17 protein-coding genes are annotated in these 18267 nt (G+C 74.9%); 14 read left to right on the top strand and 3 right to left on the bottom strand.

Features of this window, described 5'->3' with window-relative positions; translation table 11 throughout:
- Positions 1–217: 217 nt before the first annotated feature.
- From ACN9MS_RS17130 to ACN9MS_RS17120, 3 genes are read left to right on the top strand one after another with little or no spacing between them, the layout of a single operon-like run.
- Complete coding sequence (locus ACN9MS_RS17130; protein ID WP_378219024.1) at positions 218–952, top strand: hypothetical protein; 735 nt, start codon at positions 218–220, stop codon at positions 950–952.
- Positions 949–1431 (top strand): thioredoxin family protein, encoded by a 483-nt coding sequence (locus ACN9MS_RS17125; RefSeq protein WP_426309626.1) that lies wholly within the window; start codon positions 949–951, stop codon positions 1429–1431. The genes ACN9MS_RS17130 and ACN9MS_RS17125 overlap by 4 nt, the downstream gene beginning before the upstream one ends.
- 40 nt (positions 1432–1471) lie before the next feature.
- On the top strand, positions 1472–1951 hold the full coding sequence (locus ACN9MS_RS17120) for a DUF4395 domain-containing protein (protein ID WP_426309625.1): 480 nt from the start codon (positions 1472–1474) through the stop codon (positions 1949–1951).
- Between the two features lie 34 nt (positions 1952–1985).
- On the opposite strand, the gene ACN9MS_RS17115 is transcribed toward ACN9MS_RS17120, so the two are convergent.
- The gene (locus ACN9MS_RS17115) at positions 1986–2381 is read right to left on the bottom strand and encodes a DsrE family protein (RefSeq protein ID WP_389278214.1); all 396 of its coding nucleotides are present in this window, start codon (positions 2379–2381) and stop codon (positions 1986–1988) included.
- Positions 2382–2641: 260 nt separating this feature from the next.
- Here ACN9MS_RS17115 and ACN9MS_RS17110 point away from each other — a divergent pair, with 260 nt between their 5' ends.
- From ACN9MS_RS17110 to dtd, 8 genes are all read left to right on the top strand, one after another.
- A complete protein-coding gene (locus ACN9MS_RS17110; RefSeq protein WP_378233484.1) occupies positions 2642–3238 on the top strand; it encodes an FABP family protein in 597 nt (198 codons plus the stop codon).
- A gap of 59 nt (positions 3239–3297) precedes the next feature.
- Complete coding sequence (locus ACN9MS_RS17105) at positions 3298–4440, top strand: YgfZ/GcvT domain-containing protein (protein ID WP_426309624.1); 1143 nt, start codon at positions 3298–3300, stop codon at positions 4438–4440.
- Positions 4437–5585, top strand: coding sequence for an FUSC family protein (locus tag ACN9MS_RS17100; protein ID WP_426309623.1), 1149 nt, complete (start codon positions 4437–4439; stop codon positions 5583–5585). Before ACN9MS_RS17105 ends, ACN9MS_RS17100 begins: the two co-directional genes overlap by 4 nt.
- A gap of 79 nt (positions 5586–5664) precedes the next feature.
- Entirely contained in the window at positions 5665–5985 is a 321-nt protein-coding gene (locus tag ACN9MS_RS17095; RefSeq protein WP_426309622.1) for a type II toxin-antitoxin system Phd/YefM family antitoxin, read from the top strand.
- Between the two features lie 7 nt (positions 5986–5992).
- Complete coding sequence (locus ACN9MS_RS17090; RefSeq protein ID WP_426309621.1) at positions 5993–6430, top strand: type II toxin-antitoxin system VapC family toxin; 438 nt, start codon at positions 5993–5995, stop codon at positions 6428–6430.
- 10 nt (positions 6431–6440) lie between these two features.
- The gene (locus ACN9MS_RS17085; RefSeq protein ID WP_307868813.1) at positions 6441–6779 is read left to right on the top strand and encodes a DUF2516 family protein; all 339 of its coding nucleotides are present in this window, start codon (positions 6441–6443) and stop codon (positions 6777–6779) included.
- 8 nt (positions 6780–6787) lie between these two features.
- Positions 6788–7831 (top strand): asparaginase, encoded by a 1044-nt coding sequence (locus tag ACN9MS_RS17080; RefSeq protein WP_426309620.1) that lies wholly within the window; start codon positions 6788–6790, stop codon positions 7829–7831.
- The gene (gene dtd / locus ACN9MS_RS17075) at positions 7828–8268 is read left to right on the top strand and encodes a D-aminoacyl-tRNA deacylase (protein ID WP_426309619.1); all 441 of its coding nucleotides are present in this window, start codon (positions 7828–7830) and stop codon (positions 8266–8268) included. The genes ACN9MS_RS17080 and dtd overlap by 4 nt, the downstream gene beginning before the upstream one ends.
- A 63-nt stretch (positions 8269–8331) precedes the next feature.
- Here dtd and ACN9MS_RS17070 read toward each other — a convergent pair whose 3' ends face one another.
- Together ACN9MS_RS17070 and ACN9MS_RS17065 are read right to left on the bottom strand one after the other, a co-directional pair.
- On the bottom strand, positions 8332–9363 hold the full coding sequence (locus tag ACN9MS_RS17070; protein ID WP_426309618.1) for a CorA family divalent cation transporter: 1032 nt from the start codon (positions 9361–9363) through the stop codon (positions 8332–8334).
- Positions 9363–9563, bottom strand: coding sequence for a hypothetical protein (locus tag ACN9MS_RS17065; RefSeq protein WP_426309617.1), 201 nt, complete (start codon positions 9561–9563; stop codon positions 9363–9365). The genes ACN9MS_RS17070 and ACN9MS_RS17065 overlap by 1 nt, the downstream gene beginning before the upstream one ends.
- Positions 9564–10072: 509 nt before the next feature.
- Between ACN9MS_RS17065 and ACN9MS_RS17060 the strand changes: the two genes are divergently transcribed.
- From ACN9MS_RS17060 to ACN9MS_RS17050, 3 genes are all read left to right on the top strand, one after another.
- Entirely contained in the window at positions 10073–13162 is a 3090-nt protein-coding gene (locus tag ACN9MS_RS17060) for a LuxR C-terminal-related transcriptional regulator (RefSeq protein WP_426309616.1), read from the top strand.
- A 226-nt stretch (positions 13163–13388) separates the two neighbouring features.
- On the top strand, positions 13389–15329 hold the full coding sequence (locus ACN9MS_RS17055) for a glycosyl hydrolase family 18 protein (RefSeq protein ID WP_426309615.1): 1941 nt from the start codon (positions 13389–13391) through the stop codon (positions 15327–15329).
- Positions 15330–15630: 301 nt separating this feature from the next.
- A complete protein-coding gene (locus tag ACN9MS_RS17050) occupies positions 15631–18255 on the top strand; it encodes a glycosyl hydrolase family 18 protein (RefSeq protein ID WP_426309614.1) in 2625 nt (874 codons plus the stop codon).
- Positions 18256–18267: the final 12 nt, after the last annotated feature.

Genomic DNA, 18267 nt, shown 5'->3' with positions numbered 1-18267 from the left:
GGGCCGGGACGTACCTCTGCGGGGCTCGCCACGTCATCGGCCACGTTCTCGGTCCGTGGATGGTTACCGTATCGCGTGCCGGGCGCGCAGACGGCGAGCGTCTCACGGGCGCGCGTGCCGGGGCCGGTAGGCGGTCCGGCGGGAGACTCTGCGACACTCTGAGGCGTGCTGCACGACCCGACGCCCTCCCGCGACCCCCGAACGGGGCGCTGACCGCGTGGACCTCTCGACCCGGGCCGTCGTCACGGCGTGCCTCGCCGCAGGCATCGCCGTCGCCGCGTTCTTCGGGCCGCTCCCGCTGGCCGCGGCCTCGGGGGCTCTCGCCCTGATCGTCGCGATCGGGTGGCCCCGCCTGCTCGACATCCCGGTCCACGGCGGCACGCGCGTCGTCATCGCCCTCGCCGGGCTCGGCGCCGTCGGCGCGACCGCTGCGACGCACGGCGAGCCCGCGCTGCGCCACCTGCCCGTGGTGCTCGCGCTCGCCGTCGTGCTCGCCTTCGTGGCCGAGCTCCTGCGGCGCGACGGCCGCCCGCGCCTGGTCGAGTCGCTCATCGGGACGGTGAGCGGAATCGTCGTCGCGACGTCGTGCGCGGGCTGGATCGCGACGGGCCGCACCGACGCCGGCGAGTCCCTCGTCGTGACGTGCGCGGTGGCGCTGGCCGTCGCCTCGGCGGTCTCCGCGCTGCCGCTCGGCGGGTGGACCAACGCGGCGCTCACGCTCGGTCTCGCGGTCGCCGCGGGCGGGGCCGTCGGGTACGTCATGCCCGACCTCGACCTGCTGAGCGGTGTCTGGTCCGGCGTCGTCGCGGGCCTGCTCGTCGCGTCGCTCCACGCGCTGTTCGACCAGCTCCCGGAGCTGCGGGGGCGCCTCGGCGCGTTCTCCGCGACGGCCCTCCCCGTCGCGGTCGGCGGGACGCTGATCTTCGTCGTCGGGCGGGTGATCGTGGGATGACGCCGTCCGCGCTGCCCGTCGTCCTCCTCGGGGCGACCCTGCTCGCGACGCTCGCGCTCGGCGTGTGGTGGCAGCGGCGTCAGGGGGTCGTGCGGGCGGCGCGCACGACGTCGCCCCGCACCTCGGCGAACCACGACGCGGCGCCCTTCGACTGGGCCGCCCACGGCGTCGCGCTCGGTGCCCGGGGGACGTTCGTGCAGTTCTCGGCGGAGCTGTGCGCGCCGTGCCGGGCGACCGCGCGCGTCCTCGGCGAGGTGAGCGCGACCCACGACGACGTGACGCATCGTGAGATGGACGTCGACGACCACCTCGACCTGGTGCGAGCATTCGGCATACTGCGCACGCCGACCGTCCTCGTGCTCGACGCGGAGGGCCGGGAGGTCGCCCGCGCGAGCGGGGGGATGAACCGGGCTCAGGCGCTCGCGGCGCTCGCCGTCGCGGACCCGGGCTCCGTCCCCGCGAGCGTGCGCGACGCCTGACCGTGCCGTCCCCGACGGCCAGAACCCGAGGGAGACCGCAATGAGCGACCAGGCCGGCCGTGGGGGCACCGCGACCGAACCCCCGGCGGCTCCTGCCGGCATCGATCCCCGAGGCCCGCGTGCGGGGGCCGGCATCACGGCGCTGCTGCTCGCGGTCGTGATCCTCCTGTGGACGTCGCCCGCCGCGCTCGTGCTGCTCGCGGTCGTCGCGGCGAGCTTCCTGGTCGGCGCCGTCCGGGGCGCGCAGGGCACGTGGCAGGCCTGGGTCTACCGGGTGGTCGTCCTCCCGCGCATCGGACCGACGGCGGAGCGCGAGGACCCCCGGCCGCCGCGGTTCGCGCAGGCGGTCGGCCTCGTCATCACCGGTGCGGGGGTCGTGCTGGGGCTGCTGGGCGTCGACGGCGCCGTGCCGGCCGCGGCTGCGCTCGCGCTGGTGGCCGCCGTCCTCAACGCGGCGTTCGGCCTGTGCCTGGGCTGCGAGCTGTACCTGCTGCTGCGCCGGGTCGTGCCCGCGCGCTGACGCACCCCTGAACCGGCGCGGTCGGCCGCCCGGGTCAGTAGACGAGGGCCTGGGCGCCCTCGCGCAGCGCCTCCTCGACGAACACCGCGGCACCCGCGATGCGCACGCCGGGCAGCACGTCGTCGGCCGTGATGCCGCGCCGGGCGGCGCACTGCGTGCACACGGTGAGGGTGCCGGCGGCGAGCACGGCGTCGAGCAGGTCGGGCAGCGGGGCCGCGTGCTCGAGCTCCAGCTCGGCGGCGCGCCCCGGGAGCCCGAACCACGCGGCCTCCCCGGTGAGCCACACGCTCACCTCGACGCCCGCGGCGACGGCCGCGGCGGCGACGGTGAACGCCTGGTTGGCGGCCTCGGGACGGTCGAGTCCCGACGTGGCCTTGACGACGAGCGAGCGCTGACGGGGGGCCGCGGAGCGCGGCGCGGTGTCGGTCACGCGGCCGAGCGTAGCCCTCCGGGGGAGCCGCTCCCGGGCCGCGGCGTGGCGCACCCGCCCGGCCGGTAGGATCGGGCGCATGAGTCCGCACACTCTCGAGCTGATCTTCCTCGGCCTGCTGATCGCGGCGACGATCACCATCACGTGGTTCGCGGGGTACGTCGTCTACAAGCTCTACAAGGGCCAGCGCTGACGCTGTCGCGCGGGACCCTGCCCCGCGCGTGCCTGTCGCCCCGCCCGACTCCGAGAGGTGGTCGCTGATGCCGTTCGAGTTCCCCGAGGGTCTCGCGCCCGAGGTCTACCCGCTCGCCTGGCTCGTCGGGAGCTGGCGCGGCGAGGGGGTCGTCAAGTACCCGGGCATCGAGGAGACGCCGTTCGTCCACGACGTCGTGTTCGACCACGACGGCGGCCCGTACCTGCGCTACGAGTCGACGCTGCGCGTCCTCGAGGCCGAGGTCCCCGAGACCGTCCCGGAGGACGGGGCCTGGCCCGAGCGTGACGGCGCGACGCTGGAGGCAGCGGCCGCCGACGCGCCCGTGTGGTCCACCGAGACGGGCTACTGGCGCGTCTCGACGGACCGGCCCGACGGGCTCGAGGACGACCGCCACCCGCTCGAGGTGCTGATCGCCGACCCCGCGGGCCGCGTGTCCGTCTACCTCGGTGCGGTCGGCAACGGCCGGGTCGACCTGGCGAGCGACCTCATCGCGCGCACGTCCACCGCGTCGGAGGTCACCGCCTCGAAGCGGCTCTACGGGTTCGTCGAGGGCCAGCTCCTGTGGGTGTGGGAATTGGCGGCCTTCGGTGAGCCGTTGCAGTCGTACGCGTCCGCGAAGCTCACCCGGCGCCCGTCGGCCTGACCGACGCGCAGGGGGAGCACGCAAGCAGGCCCGGACGCGCCGACGAAGGAGGACCACCCGTGACCACCGGCTACACCAGCCCGCTCCTGTCGCGCCACGGCGCGGTGCCCGCGACCGGCCCCGACGAGGGCGTCGCCTGGCACTACGGCGACCCGACGGGGGAGCAGCGCGCCCTGCGCACGGGCGGCGCCGTCGTCGACCAGTCGCACCTCGGCGTCGTCACGGTCACGGGCCCGGACCGGCTGAGCTGGCTGCACTCCATCACGTCCCAGGACCTCACGGACCTCGCCCCGCGCACGTCGACGGAGCTGCTCGTGCTCTCGCCGCAGGGCCACGTCGAGCACGCGGCCTCCGTCGTGGACGACGGGGAGACGACGTGGCTCGTCACCGAGCGCTCGCACGCGGCCGACCTCGCCGGCTGGCTCGACCGCATGAAGTTCATGCTCCGCGTCGAGATCGCCGACGCGACCGACGACTGGGCGGCGCTCGGCGAGCCCGTCGACGCGGAGGGCGCCGAGGGCGAGCCGGTCACGTGGCGCGACCCGTGGCCGCGCGTCACCGGCGGCGGCACGCGCTACGGGCCGCCGGAGGACGAGCACCCCGGCATGGAGCGGCCCTGGCGGCTCGTGCTGGTGCCGCGGGCCGAGCTGCCCGACGCCGTCGCGGCGCGCGAGGCGGCCGGGTGGCGGCTCGTCGGCACGTGGGCGAGCGAGGCGGCGCGCGTCGAGGCGTGGCGGCCGCGGCTCGCGACGGAGATCGACCACCGGTCGATCCCGCACGAGACCGACTGGCTGCGCACCTCCGTCCACCTCCACAAGGGCTGCTACCGCGGCCAGGAGACGATCGCGCGCGTGCACAACCTCGGTCGCCCGCCGCGCCGGGTCGTCATGCTGCACCTCGACGGCTCCGGCCACCTGCTGCCTGCCCCAGGCGCGGAGGTCACGCTCGACGGGCGCCCCGTCGGCGCGGTGACGTCGGTCGCGCGCCACCACGAGCTCGGCCCGATCGCGCTCGCGGTCCTCAAGCGCAGCGTCCCCGAGGACGCCGAGCTCCTCGTCGACTGCGACGGCGGGGCGGTCTCCGCGGCGCAGGAGGTCGTGGTCCCGGGCGAGGGCGTGTCCGTCGACCGCCCCGCCGCGCGCGGCCCCGTCGGCCGGGGGATCACGCCCCGCGGCGAGGGCGCGCCCACGAGCATGCTGTGAGCCCCGGGCCGGCGTCGCGCGGGGATCCCGGTCCTGGCGCGGTCGACGTCGCCCGGACCGCGTGGCGCCGGCTCCTCCTGCGGGCGCGGATCCGGCAGGGTGCGTCGCGCGTCCGCGTGGCGCTGTGGCCCATCCTCCAGGCGTCGGCCGCCGCCGGCCTCGCGTTCGGCATCGCCCGGTACGGGCTCGGCCACACGGCGCCGTTCTTCGCGCCGGTCTCCGCGTGGATCTGCCTCGGGTTCAGCCAGGACCGCCAGCTCCGGCGCGTGCTCGAGCTCGCGGTCGGGGTCGCGATCGGCGTCGGGCTCGGCGACCTCGTGGTCCATGCGATCGGGTCGGGGTGGTGGCAGGTCGCCGTCGTGCTCGCCGTCTCCGCGCTCGCGGCGCGCTTCATCGACCGCGGCGCGATGCTCACCACGCAGGCCGGCGTCCAGGCGATCGTGATCGTGGGTCTTCCGGCCGCGCAGGCGGGCGGGCCCCTGGGTCGGTGGACGGACGCGCTCGTCGGCGGCGCCGTCGCGCTCGCGGTCGCCGCCCTCACTCCGGGCGACCCGCGGCGTCGACCCCGGCTGCTGGGCGCCGAGGCGACGACGGAGCTCGCCGGCGTGCTCGACGTCCTCGCGCGGGGCCTGCGCGCGCGCGACCGCGCCGACCTCGACGCGGCGCTCGTCAAGGGCCGTGCCTCGGAGGGCGCGCTCGAGGAGTGGCAGTCGTCCGCGTCGTCCGCGCGCGAGCTCGCGCGCGTGAGCGCGGCGGGCCTGCGGCACCGGGACGAGCTCGGCGGGCTCGAGCGCCAGGCGGTGCTCGTGGACCGCGCGATGCGCAGCGTGCGCGTCCTGGCGCGACGCGCGATGCCGGTCGCGAGCGGCCCGGACGAGCGGGAGCTCGACGGCGTCGCGGACCTCGTCGCGCGGTTCGGCGCGGGTGTGCACGTGCTCGCGGAGGCGGTCGGCGCCGGGCGCGACCCGGCGGTCGCACGCGAGGTCCTCCTCGAGGTCGCGCACGGTGCGGACCCGCACGCCCTCGGCGACGGGGACTGGCAGGTGCAGTCGCTCGTCATGCTCGTGCGGTCACCCATCGTGGACCTCCTCGAGGCGGCCGGGGCGTCGCCGGAGCAGGCGCGCGACGCCCTCCCCGAGCTCTGAGCCGGCGATCCTGGCCTGCCGGGCGAACCGGACGATCTTCACCCTGCACAGCGGCGCCCCGGGCCGGTACCGTCAGGGCATGGAGGTCCCCGTCAGCGCCCTGCGCGCCGAGCTCAAGTCATGGATCGAGCGGGCCAGGGAGGGCGAGGAGGTCGTCATCACCGAGCGCGGCGTCCCCGTCGCCCGGCTGACCGGCGTCGCGACGGCGGACCTCGTCACCGAGCTCGTGCGCGACGGTGTGCTGGTCCCGCCGGTGGTCGAGCGTCCGGTCCACGCCGTCCCCGCGGGCGCGGACGCCGACACGCGGACGGCGGGCGCGGACGGGGCGCGGGCGTCCGACGGCGGCCGCGGCGGTCGCGGGGGCGGCGTGGCGGCGCTCGTGCGCCGGATCCGGCGCTGAGGCCCCGATGGCCCTGGTCTACTTCGACGCGAGCGCGCTGGTGAAGCTCTGCGTCCCCGAGGCGGGCTCCGCCCTGGCGAGCCGCCTGTGGAACCGCGCGGACGTCGTCGTGACGAGCCGGCTCGCCGACGTCGAGGTGCGGGCCGCGCTCGCCGCCGGGGAGCGGGGCGGCGTGCTCGACGCGGCGGGCCACGCGCGCGCCGTCGGCACGTGGGACGTGCTGCGCCCCGCGCTGCACGTGGTCGAGGTCTCCGGTGCCGTCGCCGAGCGTGCGTCCGCGCTCGTCGCGACGGGCGCGATGCGCAGCAACGACGCGGTGCACGTGGCGAGCGCCCTCGCCGTCGGGCACGGCGACACGATCGTCGCCGCCTGGGACCCGCACGTGGTGTCCGTGGCCCGCTCGGTCGGGCTGCGGGTGGTGCCGTGGCCGCTCGCGAGACCGTAGGCTCGTGCCCGTGGGAATCATCGGGTCGCTGCAGTGGATCGTCTTCCTCGTCCTCTCGCTCGTCGTGTTCGGGACGCAGCTCTTCGCGCTCGTCGACGCGATCCGGCGTCCGGCGAGCGCCTTCACCGCCGAGGGCAAGCTCACCAAGCCGATCTGGCTCGCGATCCTCGGCGTCGCCGCGGCGCTCGGTTTCCTCTCGCTGCCGCTCGGCGGCGGCGTGAACCTCGGCTTCCTCGGGCTCATCGCCGTGGTGGCCGCGATCGTCTACCTGGTCGACGTGCGCCCGCGCCTCCAGCCGTACGGCAACGGCCGCGGCAACGGCTCGTCCGGCCGCCCGGGCGGCTGGTGAGCGCGCCGGTGACCGCGCACGTCCAGGGCGGGATCGAGCGCGCCGCCGTCCCGCTCGCCGAGGTCGTCCGGGGGGACCTCGTGGAGTCGGTCCACGCCGGGCACCTCGTCCTGCTGGGCGATGAGGGTGAGCCGGTCCTGGAGCGCGGCGACGCCGACGCCGTGATCTGGCCGCGGTCGAGCGTCAAGCCGTTCCAGGCGGTCGCGATGCTGCGGCACGGTCTCGTCCTCCCGCCGCGCCTCCTCGCGCTCGCGGCGGCGAGCCACAACGGGGAGCCGGAGCACCTGACGGGGGTCCGGGAGATCCTCGAGGGCGTCGGGCTCGACGAGTCGGCGCTGCGCAACACCCCGGACATGCCGCTCCACCCGCCCGCCGCGTTCGCGTGGCAGCTCGAGGGCCACGGCCCGGCGTCCGTCACCCAGAACTGCTCGGGCAAGCACGCGGCGATGCTCGCGACGTGCGTCGCGGCCGGCTGGGACACGACCACCTACCTGGACGTCGACCACCCCCTCCAGGTCGCGGTGCGCGAGACCGTCGCCGAGGCGACCGGCGTGCCGGTCGAGCACGTCACGGTCGACGGGTGCGGCGCGCCGCTCTTCTCGACGACGGTGCGCGGCCTCGCGCGCGCTTTCGGACGGCTCGCGGTCGCGCCGGAGCGCGACCCGCGCACGGCAGAGGCGGAGGTCGCGCGCGCGATGTCGGCGTTCCCGGAGATGGTCGGCGGGACGGGCCGGGACGCGACGCTCGCGATGCGCGCGGTGCCCGGCCTGGTCGCCAAGGACGGTGCCGACGGCGTCTACGGCGCCGGCCTGCCCGACGGCAGCGCGCTCGCCTTCAAGGTGGTCGACGGCGCGTCACGCCCGCGCCCGGCGGTGCTCGCCGCCGCGCTCCGGCGCCTCGGGGCGCAGGGCGTGACCGGGGTCGACGACGCGGCGCTCGCCGCGCTCGGCGACGTGCCCGTGCTCGGCGCGGGCCGGGCCGTGGGCGTCGTGCGGCCGGTCCTCGACGTCGCGACCGCGGTCCCGACCGGTGACGCGGAGCCTCGCTCGTGAGAGCCGTCGTGCAGCGCGTCTCGCGCGCGAGCGTGAGTGTCGTGGCCGAGGACGGGACGAGGGAGGTCGCCGGGGCGATCGACCGTCCGGGCCTGCTCGCGCTCGTCGGCGTGACGCACGACGACGGTGAGGCCCAGGTCGAGACGATCGCGCGCAAGATCGCCGAGCTGCGGATCCTTGCGGGGGAGCGCTCGGTGCAGGACGAGGGCGCGCCGGTGCTGGTCGTCAGCCAGTTCACGCTGTACGCCGACACGAAGAAGGGCCGCCGCCCGTCGTGGAACGGCGCGGCCCCCGGGCCCGTCGCCGAGCCGCTGGTCGAGGCGGTCGTGGCGCGGCTGCGCGAGCGCGGGGTCGAGGTCGCGACCGGGCGGTTCGGCGCGCACATGGCCGTCGAGCTGGTCAACGACGGCCCCGTCACCCTGATCCTGGAGGCCTGACGCCCGCCCACCGAGAGAGGTCCCCGGTTCGCCGGGGTCCAGGCTCGGTGGACGGGAGGGTTCTCAGCGGAGCCAGCCGCGGCGCTTGATGTAGGCGAGGGGGATGACGGCCGCCACCAGGGTGAGCAGGACCGTGACGGTGAAGCCCGAGGGGCGGTCGAGCTCCGGCATGTGCGTGAAGTTCATGCCGTAGAACGACGCGATGAGCGTCGGTGGCAGGAACACGGCGGTGATGATCGTGAAGACCTTGACGATCTGGGCCTGCTTGACGTCGAGCGAGGTCATGATCGCCTGCTGGAGGTAGCGCACCTTGTCGTGCTCGAACCCGGCGTGCTGCTTGACCCCGTCGATGTCCGCGACCAGGGTCTCGACGAGCCCGGCGAGCACGGGGTCGGAGTCCGCGATCTCGCTGCGCAGGTGCCGCGCGGCGCGGGCGAGCGAGAGCTGGGACTCCTGGGCGCGCGAGACGATCTCCTCCGCACGGTTCATCCGGGTGATGGTGTCCTGCATGTCGCTCACCCCGATCTCCCGGCCCCGGGAGTCGACGCCGCGGGTGGCCTCGTCGATCTCGTCGGACATGTCCTCGAGCAGGTCGCTCGCGTACGACACGACGCGGTCCGCCGCCTCGTTGAGCGCGTAGAGCAGCGCGTACGCGACGCCGTAGGAGGAGCCGATGAGCCACGGGGTGCGCCGCATGCGGGCGATCGCCTTGTCGAAGACGCCGTAGTGCCGCTGCGGCTGGGCCGTCACGACGACGTCGGGGGAGAGGGCGAGCACGATCCGCTCGGAGACGACCCGGTCGCCGTCGCGACGTGTCGCGGTGACGGGGAGGTACACGTGGGCGTCCGTCTCCCAGACCCGGCCGCCGGCGGCGGCGAAGTCGACGCCGTGCTCGGCGGCGCGGGCCGTCGCGTCGGGGTCGCCCACGCCGACCTGGACCCAGCGGGAGCGCAGGACGCGCGGGTCGAACCGGGGGGCGCCGGTGCCGTGCGCGCGGGCGTGGAGGTCCAGCCCGCCGCGCGCGGGCGCCGGGAGCACACGGTCTGCGGCGGGTGCGGGGGCGAGGCCCGTGGGCTCGGGCAGCGTCGTCGTCATCAGACACCTCCGGCGGTGACGTGCGCGAGCAGCAGCGCGACGCAGATGAACACGTACAGGCCGACGGTGAAGGAGATCGACTGGCGTTCCAGGTTCGGTCGACGGGCCCGGTGTCGACGAGGTCGAGCGGCGCGCGCGTCCCGCAGGGGCAGACGTGCGGGGCGGGTCCGGGTCTCGGTGGCAGGCGAGCGCTGGGTCATGGTGGTCGTCCTTCTCGGCGGGCCGACGACCACGGGCGAACGCCACGGGGTGGGTGGCGGACGCGGGTGGGTCGGCGGGTGCGTCAGCGGGTGGTCCAGCGGCGCGCACGACGGCGCGCGCGGTGCGCACTGGCGACCTCCCCGCGCGGGACGACGGCCGGTCGCGGGAGTCCTCGAGGAGTTCCTGACTCAGGCGACGGGCTGCGGGCCACGGAGGGTGAGCGCGCAGTGCACGGTTCTATGACTGCTGCCGTCCGGCATGGGGCTCACCTCGCTCTCGTGGCGGCGGCGCCGTGGGCGCCGCACCCGGGTCGGGGCGCACGAGAACCGTGGCCACGACGGGGATCGAGGCCAGGCTAGCCCTCCCGCGCAGGCGGGGCAAGCGCCGTCGTCCCAGGTGGCGGTCGTGTGACGGGCGGGAAACGATGAGGTGATCCCTTGTTTACGGAGGGTTGTTAACATTTCATCCGGTCGACGGGCGAAGAAGCCCCCGGACGGAGGGTCCCGACATGTCAGAACGGCACGACTACCTGGTTCCCGAGCCGCACCGGCGCGCGGACGCGCGGTCCGCGCGCCGGCTGGAGCGGCTCTCCTCCCGCGCGCAGGAGGTCGACCGCGCGCTCGCGGCCGTGAGCGAAGGCAAGGGCGGCCTCGTGTGGACGGCCGAGCACGGCATGGGGGCGAGCGCGACGCTCGAGCTCGTGTGCGAGGCGGTCGCGTCGCACACGTTCGCGCGCCCGACGCTCACCCTGCGGTGTCGCCCGCCCGCGGGTGCGCCCGCGCCCGGCTCTGCGGTCGTGTCGCTCGTGTCGCAGGTGTCGCAGCTCGCGGGCGGGGTCGTCCCGGAGCGTCTCACGCGCGTCCTCGAGCCCGTCGACCCCGGCTTCGGGTACCTCCCCGAGGTCGCGGCGGTCGCCCTCGCCGAGCTTCTCGTGGAGTCGTTCGACGGCGCGACGGTCGTGCTCGTGGCCGACGACCTGCACCTCCAGGACGAGCTCAGCCGGTCGGTCCTCGCGAGCCTCGTCGCGCAGCGCCACGCGCCGGTCGTGCTCCTCGGGACGGCGACCGCGGGCGCGCTCGACCCGTCCTCCGGACCGTTCGAGCTCCGCGCCGTGCCGCCCCTCGCGCCGGCCGACGCCCTGCACCTGCTGCTCGTCGAGCGCCGGCTCGCGGTCGCGCCGCACGTCGCGGCCCGTCTCGCGGAGCTCCTCGGCGGCAACGCCGCGGCGCTGACGCAGACGGCGGCGCTGCTCACGCCGGAGCAGCTCTCCGGGGGGTCGATCCTCCCGGACCCGTTGCCGGCCGTCCCCGCCGTGCGCTCCCTCTTCGCCGACCGTCTCGCCGCCCTCAGCGAGGGGGAGCGGCACGCGCTCCTGGTCGCGGCCGTCGCCGTCGTGGACCGGACCGAGCTGCTGCTGTCGGCGACCGGCCTCGCGATGGACGGGGTCCTCGACGGCCCGCTCGCCGAGCACCTCGCGCTCGTGGGCGGCCGCTTCGCGTTCGTCGACCCGCGCATGCGGTCGCTGGTCCACGCGGACGCCCGGCTCGCCGAGCGCACGACGGCGCACGTCGCGCTCGCGGAGGCGCACCACCGGGCGGGCGAGGAGGACGTCGCGGTGTGGCACTCGGCGCTCGCGACGCTCGTCGGCGACCCGGCGCTCGTCCCGGGGCTGCTGCGGATCGCGCGTCGGCACCTGGACCGCGGGGACGTCGTCTGGGCGCACGAGGTGGCGCGCGAGGCCGCGAGCCAGGCCGCGACCGAGCACCGCGCCGAGGCGTTCGCGATCGCGGGCGTCGCCGCGCTGCGGTCGGGCCACGTGCAGGACGCGGCGGACTGGCTGCGCAAGGCGTCGCGGAGCGGCGACGACGCGCTGCGCGCCCGGACGCTCGGGCCGCTCGTCGCCGCGCTGACGCTCGCCGAGGGTCAGGTCCCCGACGACGTGCTCTCGCCCTACCTGCGCGGCGGTCAGCCCGACGACCTGGCGCCGGACGCCGTGGCGGGGGTCGTGTCGGGCGTGCTCAACGCGGCGCGGCTGCACGCCGAGCGGGGCGACGGCGTCAGCACGTCCCAGCTCCTCGACACGGCGACGTTCCTCGCGTCCTGGTGCGAGGACGACGAGACGGCCGCCGGGCTCGCGCTCGCGCGGTCCTGGGCGGCGGTGTTCGGCGTGGGCGAGCGCGCGGCCGTCCCCGACGTGGACCTCGGGCCCGACCACGAGGCGTCGGTGCAGGTCGGGCGAGCCCTCGCCCTCGCGGCGGACGACCGGCTCGAGGACGCGGCGCAGACGCTCGCGAGCGTCGTCGCGTCGCTCGCCCCGGTCCGCGACGGCGGCCGCTGGTTCGACGGCCCGGACACCGCGCTGACCCCGCTGGCCGAGGCGCACGTGCGCCTCGCGCAGACGCTCGTGCACCTCTGGCGCGGCACGCTCACGCGTGCCGCCGACGAGCTCGCCGAGGCGGCGTTCCGCCTCCCGGTCGGGCTGCCGTTCGCCGGTCTGGGGGTCGCGGCCGCCCGTCGCCTCGACATGATGACCCGGGGCGTCGTCGGCCCGGTCGCGACGGCGCTCGAGGAGACCTGCGCGAGCCCGACGTCCCGCCCGGTCCGGCTCGGGCTCCTCGTGGACCGGGCGATGGGCGCGGCGTTCGCGCACCACGTGACCCAGGCCGCCACGCTGCTGGAGCTCGCGGCGGAGCGTGAGCGTCCCGACAGCGCACGCATGCTCCCGCTGCCGGGGCTGGACGACGTCGAGGCGTGGGTCGTCGCGGGACGTCACGACGCGGCGCAGCGCGCGCTGGCCCGGCGGAAGGTGGACGCGAAGGAGCTGCCACCGTCGCTGCGGTCGGCGACGCTCGTCCGGGCCGACGTGTCCCTCGCAGCGCCCGAGGACCTCACCGGGCCGCTCGAGCGGGCGACGCGGGTGAACCGGACCACGGCCTCGCCGTACGAGCACGCGCGGACCGACCTCTGCGCCGCGCGCGCCCTCGTGCGTGCGGGGGAGCTCCAGCGCGCGCACGGCCTCTTCCTGTCCGCGATCGAGCTGTTCGACGACGCAGGCGCGGACGCCTGGACGACGATCGCGCGGGAGGAGCACGCGGACGTCGTCCGGCTGCTCGGCGGGCCGGTGGTGGACGACGTCACGTCCGGTGCCCCGGCGTCGGCGGTCCCGCTCGGCGCCGCGCCCGCCACCGGGCTCGGCACGGCGCTCGGCGGGACGCCGTCCGGCTCGTGGGCCGCCGCGGCGCGCGCGGCAGGACTGCACGCGCCGCTGCCCGGAGCTCTCGGCGGGGCCAGGCTGGGAGCCGAGCCGGCGGTCGCGACCCGGCCCACGCCGCCGGACGCGTGCCGGCTCGCCGTGCGGGAGAGCGACGTGTCGGACGAGGCGCTCGCCGAGCTCCGGGGGCGGTGGGCCGACGAGCTCACCGAGCGCGAGCTCGACGTCGCGCTGCTCGTCGTCCAGGGCGCGTCCAACCGGGAAGCCGCGGACCAGCTCTACCTCTCGGTGCGCACCGTGGAGGTGCACCTCGGCCGGGTGTTCCGCAAGCTCGGGGTGCGCTCGCGCGTCGAGCTCACCGTGCTCGCGCACCGGGTGGGGCGCTGAGGGGACGTCACGACCTGGTTACCGCGGTGACGTATCGAGCCCTCCGCGCTCGAGGAGATTCGTTCCGTTTCGTCCACTTCTGTGCGCCTCTGTCCTACGGGTGAACCCTTACGTGGCGGGTAAGTTCGCACCATGAACAATGTGGGAAGCGCGGATAACGCCAGGGTGCCCGCGTCATTACGTTCGAGAGGACCCGAGGGCGACGACGACTCCGGAGGACGGCGACGTGGCCCACCGCACCAGCAACGAGGCAGGACCCATGGACGTGTCCCTCTTCACCAGACCACCCCGTGCCGGGCGCCGACGCGGCGCACGCCTCGCGGCGCTCGCGACCGCTGCGGCGCTCGTCGGCGGGCTCCTCGCGGGAGTCGCGCCGGCTCAGGCCGCCGAGGTCGCGCCCGCCGCCGTCTCCCACCCGGGCGACAGCGACGTGAACGGCTACCGCAACGTCGGCTACTTCACGCAGTGGGGCGTGTACGGCCGCGACTTCCAGCTCAAGAAGGTCCAGGACTCCGGCGCGGCGCAGGACCTCACGCACATCAACTACTCGTTCGGCAACATCCACTACCAGAACCTCACGTGCTTCATCGCGAACAAGGCGCAGGGCACGGGGCCGAACGGCTCCGACGGCGCCGGTGACGCGTGGGCGGACTTCGGCATGGGCTACACCGCGGCGAACTCCGTGGCCGGCGTCGCCGACTCGTGGGACCAGCCGCTCGCCGGCTCGTTCAACCAGCTCAAGCAGCTCAAGGCGAAGAACCCGCAGCTCCGCGCGCTCATCTCCATCGGCGGCTGGACCTGGTCCAAGAACTTCTCGAAGGCCGCCGCGACGCAGGCGTCGCGCGAGAAGTTCGTGTCCTCGTGCATCGACATCTACATCAAGGGCAACCTCCCCGTGATCGACGGCCGCGGCGGGGCCGGCGCTGCCGCCGGCGTGTTCGACGGCATCGACATCGACTGGGAGTGGCCCGGCTCGAACAACGGCGAGGTGGGCAACCACGTCGACACCGTCAACGACCGCGCGAACTTCAAGCTGCTGCTCGCCGAGTTCCGCAAGCAGCTGGACGCGTACGGCGCGCAGACGGGCAAGCACTACCTGCTCTCGGCGTTCCTCCCGGCGAACCCGGACGACATCGCGGCGGGCGGCTGGAACGACCCGGCGATCTTCGAGTACCTCGACTACGGCAACGTCCAGGGCTACGACCTGCACGGCGCGTGGGACCCCGCGCTCGCCGGTCCCCAGGCCAACCTGTACGACGACCCCGCCGACCCGCGGGCCGCCAACCGCCAGTTCAGCGCCGACAAGGCGGTGCAGGAGTACCTGCGCGGCGGTATCGACCCGAGCCAGCTCGGCCTCGGCATGGCCATGTACGGCCGCGGGTGGAAGGGCGTCACGTCCTCGGCCCCGTGGTCGGCGGCGACGGGAGCGGCCCCCGGCACCTGGGAGGCGGGCAACGAGGACTACGACAAGCTCCGCACGCGAGGCCAGGACTACTACGACCCGGCGACGGTCTCGGCCTGGCGCTACGACGGTGACCAGTGGTGGGGCTACGACAACGCGCGGTCCGTCGCCGCCAAGGCGGAGTACATCGACCGCCTGAACCTCGGCGGCGGCATGTGGTGGGACCTCTCCGGCAACCATGACGGCACGCTGCTCGGGGGCTTCACGGACAAGGTCCGTGCGCTCCCGGCCGGTCCGGTCGACGGCACGGACGGCTCGACCGACCCGACCGACCCGACGGATCCGACCGATCCCACGGACCCGACGGACCCGACCGACCCGACGGACCCGACCGACCCGACGGACTGCCTGGCGGCGTGGTCGTCGAGCGCGGTGTACACGGGCGGCGCGACGGTGTCGTTCGAGGGCAAGAACTACCGCGCGAAGTGGTGGACCCAGGGTGACCGCCCGAGCGCGGGCGGCCCGTGGGAGGCGACCGGCACGTGCGGCGCGACCGACCCCACGGACCCGACCGACCCGACGGACCCCACGGACCCGACCGACCCTGGCACGTGCACCGCACCCGCCTGGTCGTCGAGCGCGGTCTACACCGGTGGCGCGACGGTCTCCTACCAGGGCCAGAGCTACCGCGCGAAGTGGTGGACGCAGAACAACGTCCCGGGTGCGGAGCAGTACGGCCCCTGGGCGTCGCTGGGCGCCTGCTGACGCTCGGCCCTCGTCGGCCCCAGACGGCGCCGGTCGCCACGAGCGACCGGCGCCGCCGAGCGGGACCCGTCCACGACGTGGTCGACGGCGGGCGCGGTGACGAGTCCTGTGCACCCGCCCGTGCACCCTCCCCTCGCCGCGTCACCGGCGCACCCGTCGTCGACCGCCGTCGTGACGGGTCCCGCTCGGCACCCCTCAGCAACCCTTCAGCACCCGTCGGTCGTCCTCCCCCCGGGCGACCGTGCCCGACGCGACGCCGTCCGGCGTCGTGCGCAGCGACCCAGCAGATCGAGGTACCCCCATGCGGTTGTCCCTGACCCCCCGGGCGCGCGCCCCCCGCGCTCCCGGACGCCGGCCACAGGTCGTCGCGGCCGTCACGACGCTCGCCGTGCTGGCCACCGGCCTCGCCGGTGCCGCGGCCGCACAGGCCGCGACCCCCGTCGCCGCGGCCGCGACCACGGCGTGCGCGGACTCCTGGTCCGCGACACCGGCCTACGTGGGCGGCGCGACCGTCTCGTACGCCGGCCAGAACTACCGGGCGAAGTGGTGGACGCAGAACAACGTCCCGGGCAAGGAGCAGTACGGGCCGTGGGAGTCGCTCGGAGCGTGCGGCGACACCCCGACAGAGGAGCCCACGACCGACCCGACGACGGATCCGACCACGGACCCGACGACCGACCCGACGACGGACCCCACGACCGACCCGACCACGGACCCGGCCGCGAACCCGGACGAGAAGTGCCGTCCTGACGGCATGGCGCAGACGCCGGGCGTCCGGACGCCCTACTGCGACGTGTACGACGAGAGCGGGCGCGAGAAGCTGCCGAACGGACTGGACCGCCGCGTCATCGGCTACTTCTCGAGCTGGCGCACCGGCACGAACGGCCAGCCGCGCTACCTCGCGAGCGACATCCCGTGGGACAAGCTCTCCCACATCAACTACGCGTTCGCGCACATCGACGGGAACGACAAGGTCTCGGTGAACGCCGGCGCGGCGGGCAACGCGGCGACGGACATGACGTGGCCGGGTGTCGCGGGCGCGGAGATGGACCCGGCGCTCGACTACACGGGCCACTTCAACCTGCTGGCGAAGTACAAGAAGGCCCACCCGGGCGTCAAGGTCATCCCCGCCGTGGGCGGCTGGGCCGAGACGGGCGGCTACTTCGACGCGAGCGGCAAGCGGGTCGCGTCCGGCGGCTTCTACACGATGACGGAGTCGCAGGCCCGGATCGACACCTTCGCCGACTCGGTCGTCGACTTCGTCCGCGAGTACGGGTTCGACGGCATCGACATCGACTACGAGTACCCGACGTCCAACAACCAGGCCGGCAACCCGGACGACTTCCAGATCTCCGACAAGCGCCGCGGGCAGCTCTTCCAGGGCTACGTGAACCTTATGAGGACGCTGCGCGAGAAGCTCGACGCGGCGGGCGCGCAGGACGGCGAGTACTACATGCTCACCACCGCGACGCCGTCGTCGGGCTGGCTGCTGCGCGGCATGGAGGTCTACCAGGTCACGCAGTACACGGACTACGTCAACATGATGACGTACGACCTGCACGGCGCCTGGAACGAGTACGTGGGTGGCAACGGCGCCCTGTTCGACGACGGCAAGGACCCCGAGCTCGCGGCCGGCGGCGTGTACAGCGCGTACAAGGGCATCGGCTACCTCAACGGCGACTGGGCCTCGCACTACTTCCGGGGCGCCATGCAGGCCGGTCGCATCAACCTGGGGGTGCCGTTCTACACGCGCGGCTTCCAGAACGTCCAGGGCGGCACCTACGGCATGGGTGGCACCGCGAAGGCGCCGGCCGGGTTCCTCTGCCCGGCGGGCACCAACAACAAGTGCGGCTACGGCGCGGAGGGCATCGACAACCTCTGGTACGACAGCGACCCGCAGGGCAACGCGGTCCCGGCCGGCGTCAACCCGATGTGGCACGTGCTGAACCTCGAGAAGGGCGTGACGGGCGACTACGTCTCCGCGTACGGCGTCACGGACACGATCCAGGGCACGTACGAGCGTCACTTCGACCCGGTCACCAAGAACGAGTGGTGGTGGAACGCGCAGACGAAGACGTTCCTCTCCGGTGACTCGACCGAGGCGATCGCCGCCAAGGCGGACTACGTCGCGGACACCGGCCTGGGTGGCCTGATGATCTGGGAGCTCGCGGGCGACTTCGGCTACGACCAGGCGAAGGGCGAGTACGAGATCGGCAGCACGCTCGTCGACCTCATGCACAGCAAGCTCTCGGCCACGACGCCCTACGGCGCGTCGAAGGCGAACGCCGACCGGACGATGCCGACGCGGGCGCTCGACGTCGACATCCGGTACACGGAGTTCGCGCTCGGCGACAACAACTACCCGATCTCGCCCAAGGTCGTCTTCACCAACAAGGGTGCGAAGGACATCCCGGCCGGCGCGACGATCTCGTTCCAGTACGGCACGACCGACCCGGGCGAGATGAGCGACTGGAGCGGCTTCAAGACCACGGTCACCGCGAAGGGCCACACCGGCGACAACGTCGGCGGCCTCGACGGCGACTTCCACACCGTGCAGTTCACGGTCCCGACGGGGGGCATCCCGGCGGGGGGCTCGATCACGAACCAGCTCAAGTGGTCGATGCCGGCCGCCCAGTTCTCCAACGTGATCGTCACGGTCGACGGCGTGGACTACGCCACGACGTACGACCACCCGCGCGGCGCGACAGTCGTCGACCTCCCGGGCTCCGGGGGAGGCGAGGGCCCGGGCGGCCCCGGCGCCGGCACGGGTGAGTGCACCGCGGCGGCCTGGGTCGCGGGCACGGCCTACAGCGGCGGCGCGGTGGTGAGCCACGGCGGCCACGAGTGGACGGCGCGCTACTGGACCCAGAACGACACCCCCGGCGCCTCGGCGTGGGGTCCGTGGGCCGACGGCGGCGCGTGCTGACGCACCACCGAC

This window comes from Cellulosimicrobium sp. E-16 (assembly GCF_049913115.1).
Classification (GTDB): domain Bacteria; phylum Actinomycetota; class Actinomycetes; order Actinomycetales; family Cellulomonadaceae; genus Cellulosimicrobium.
Note: the sequence above shows the minus strand (reverse complement) of the source record. Positions and strands in the feature narration are given on the sequence as shown.

Bases quoted from the DNA above. Each gene is read 5' to 3' on its own strand.
- ACN9MS_RS17125 (WP_426309626.1), top strand. From the start codon at position 949: ATGACGCCGTCCGCGCTGCCCGTCGTCCTCCTCGGGGCGACCCTGCTC.
- ACN9MS_RS17120 (WP_426309625.1), top strand. From the start codon at position 1,472: ATGAGCGACCAGGCCGGCCGTGGGGGCACCGCGACCGAACCCCCGGCG.
- ACN9MS_RS17110 (WP_378233484.1), top strand. From the start codon at position 2,642: ATGCCGTTCGAGTTCCCCGAGGGTCTCGCGCCCGAGGTCTACCCGCTC.
- ACN9MS_RS17095 (WP_426309622.1), top strand. From the start codon at position 5,665: ATGGAGGTCCCCGTCAGCGCCCTGCGCGCCGAGCTCAAGTCATGGATC.
- ACN9MS_RS17090 (WP_426309621.1), top strand. From the start codon at position 5,993: ATGGCCCTGGTCTACTTCGACGCGAGCGCGCTGGTGAAGCTCTGCGTC.
- ACN9MS_RS17070 (WP_426309618.1), bottom strand. From the start codon at position 9,363: ATGACGACGACGCTGCCCGAGCCCACGGGCCTCGCCCCCGCACCCGCC.
- ACN9MS_RS17065 (WP_426309617.1), bottom strand. From the start codon at position 9,563: ATGACCCAGCGCTCGCCTGCCACCGAGACCCGGACCCGCCCCGCACGT.
- ACN9MS_RS17060 (WP_426309616.1), top strand. From the start codon at position 10,073: ATGTCAGAACGGCACGACTACCTGGTTCCCGAGCCGCACCGGCGCGCG.
- ACN9MS_RS17050 (WP_426309614.1), top strand. From the start codon at position 15,631: ATGCGGTTGTCCCTGACCCCCCGGGCGCGCGCCCCCCGCGCTCCCGGA.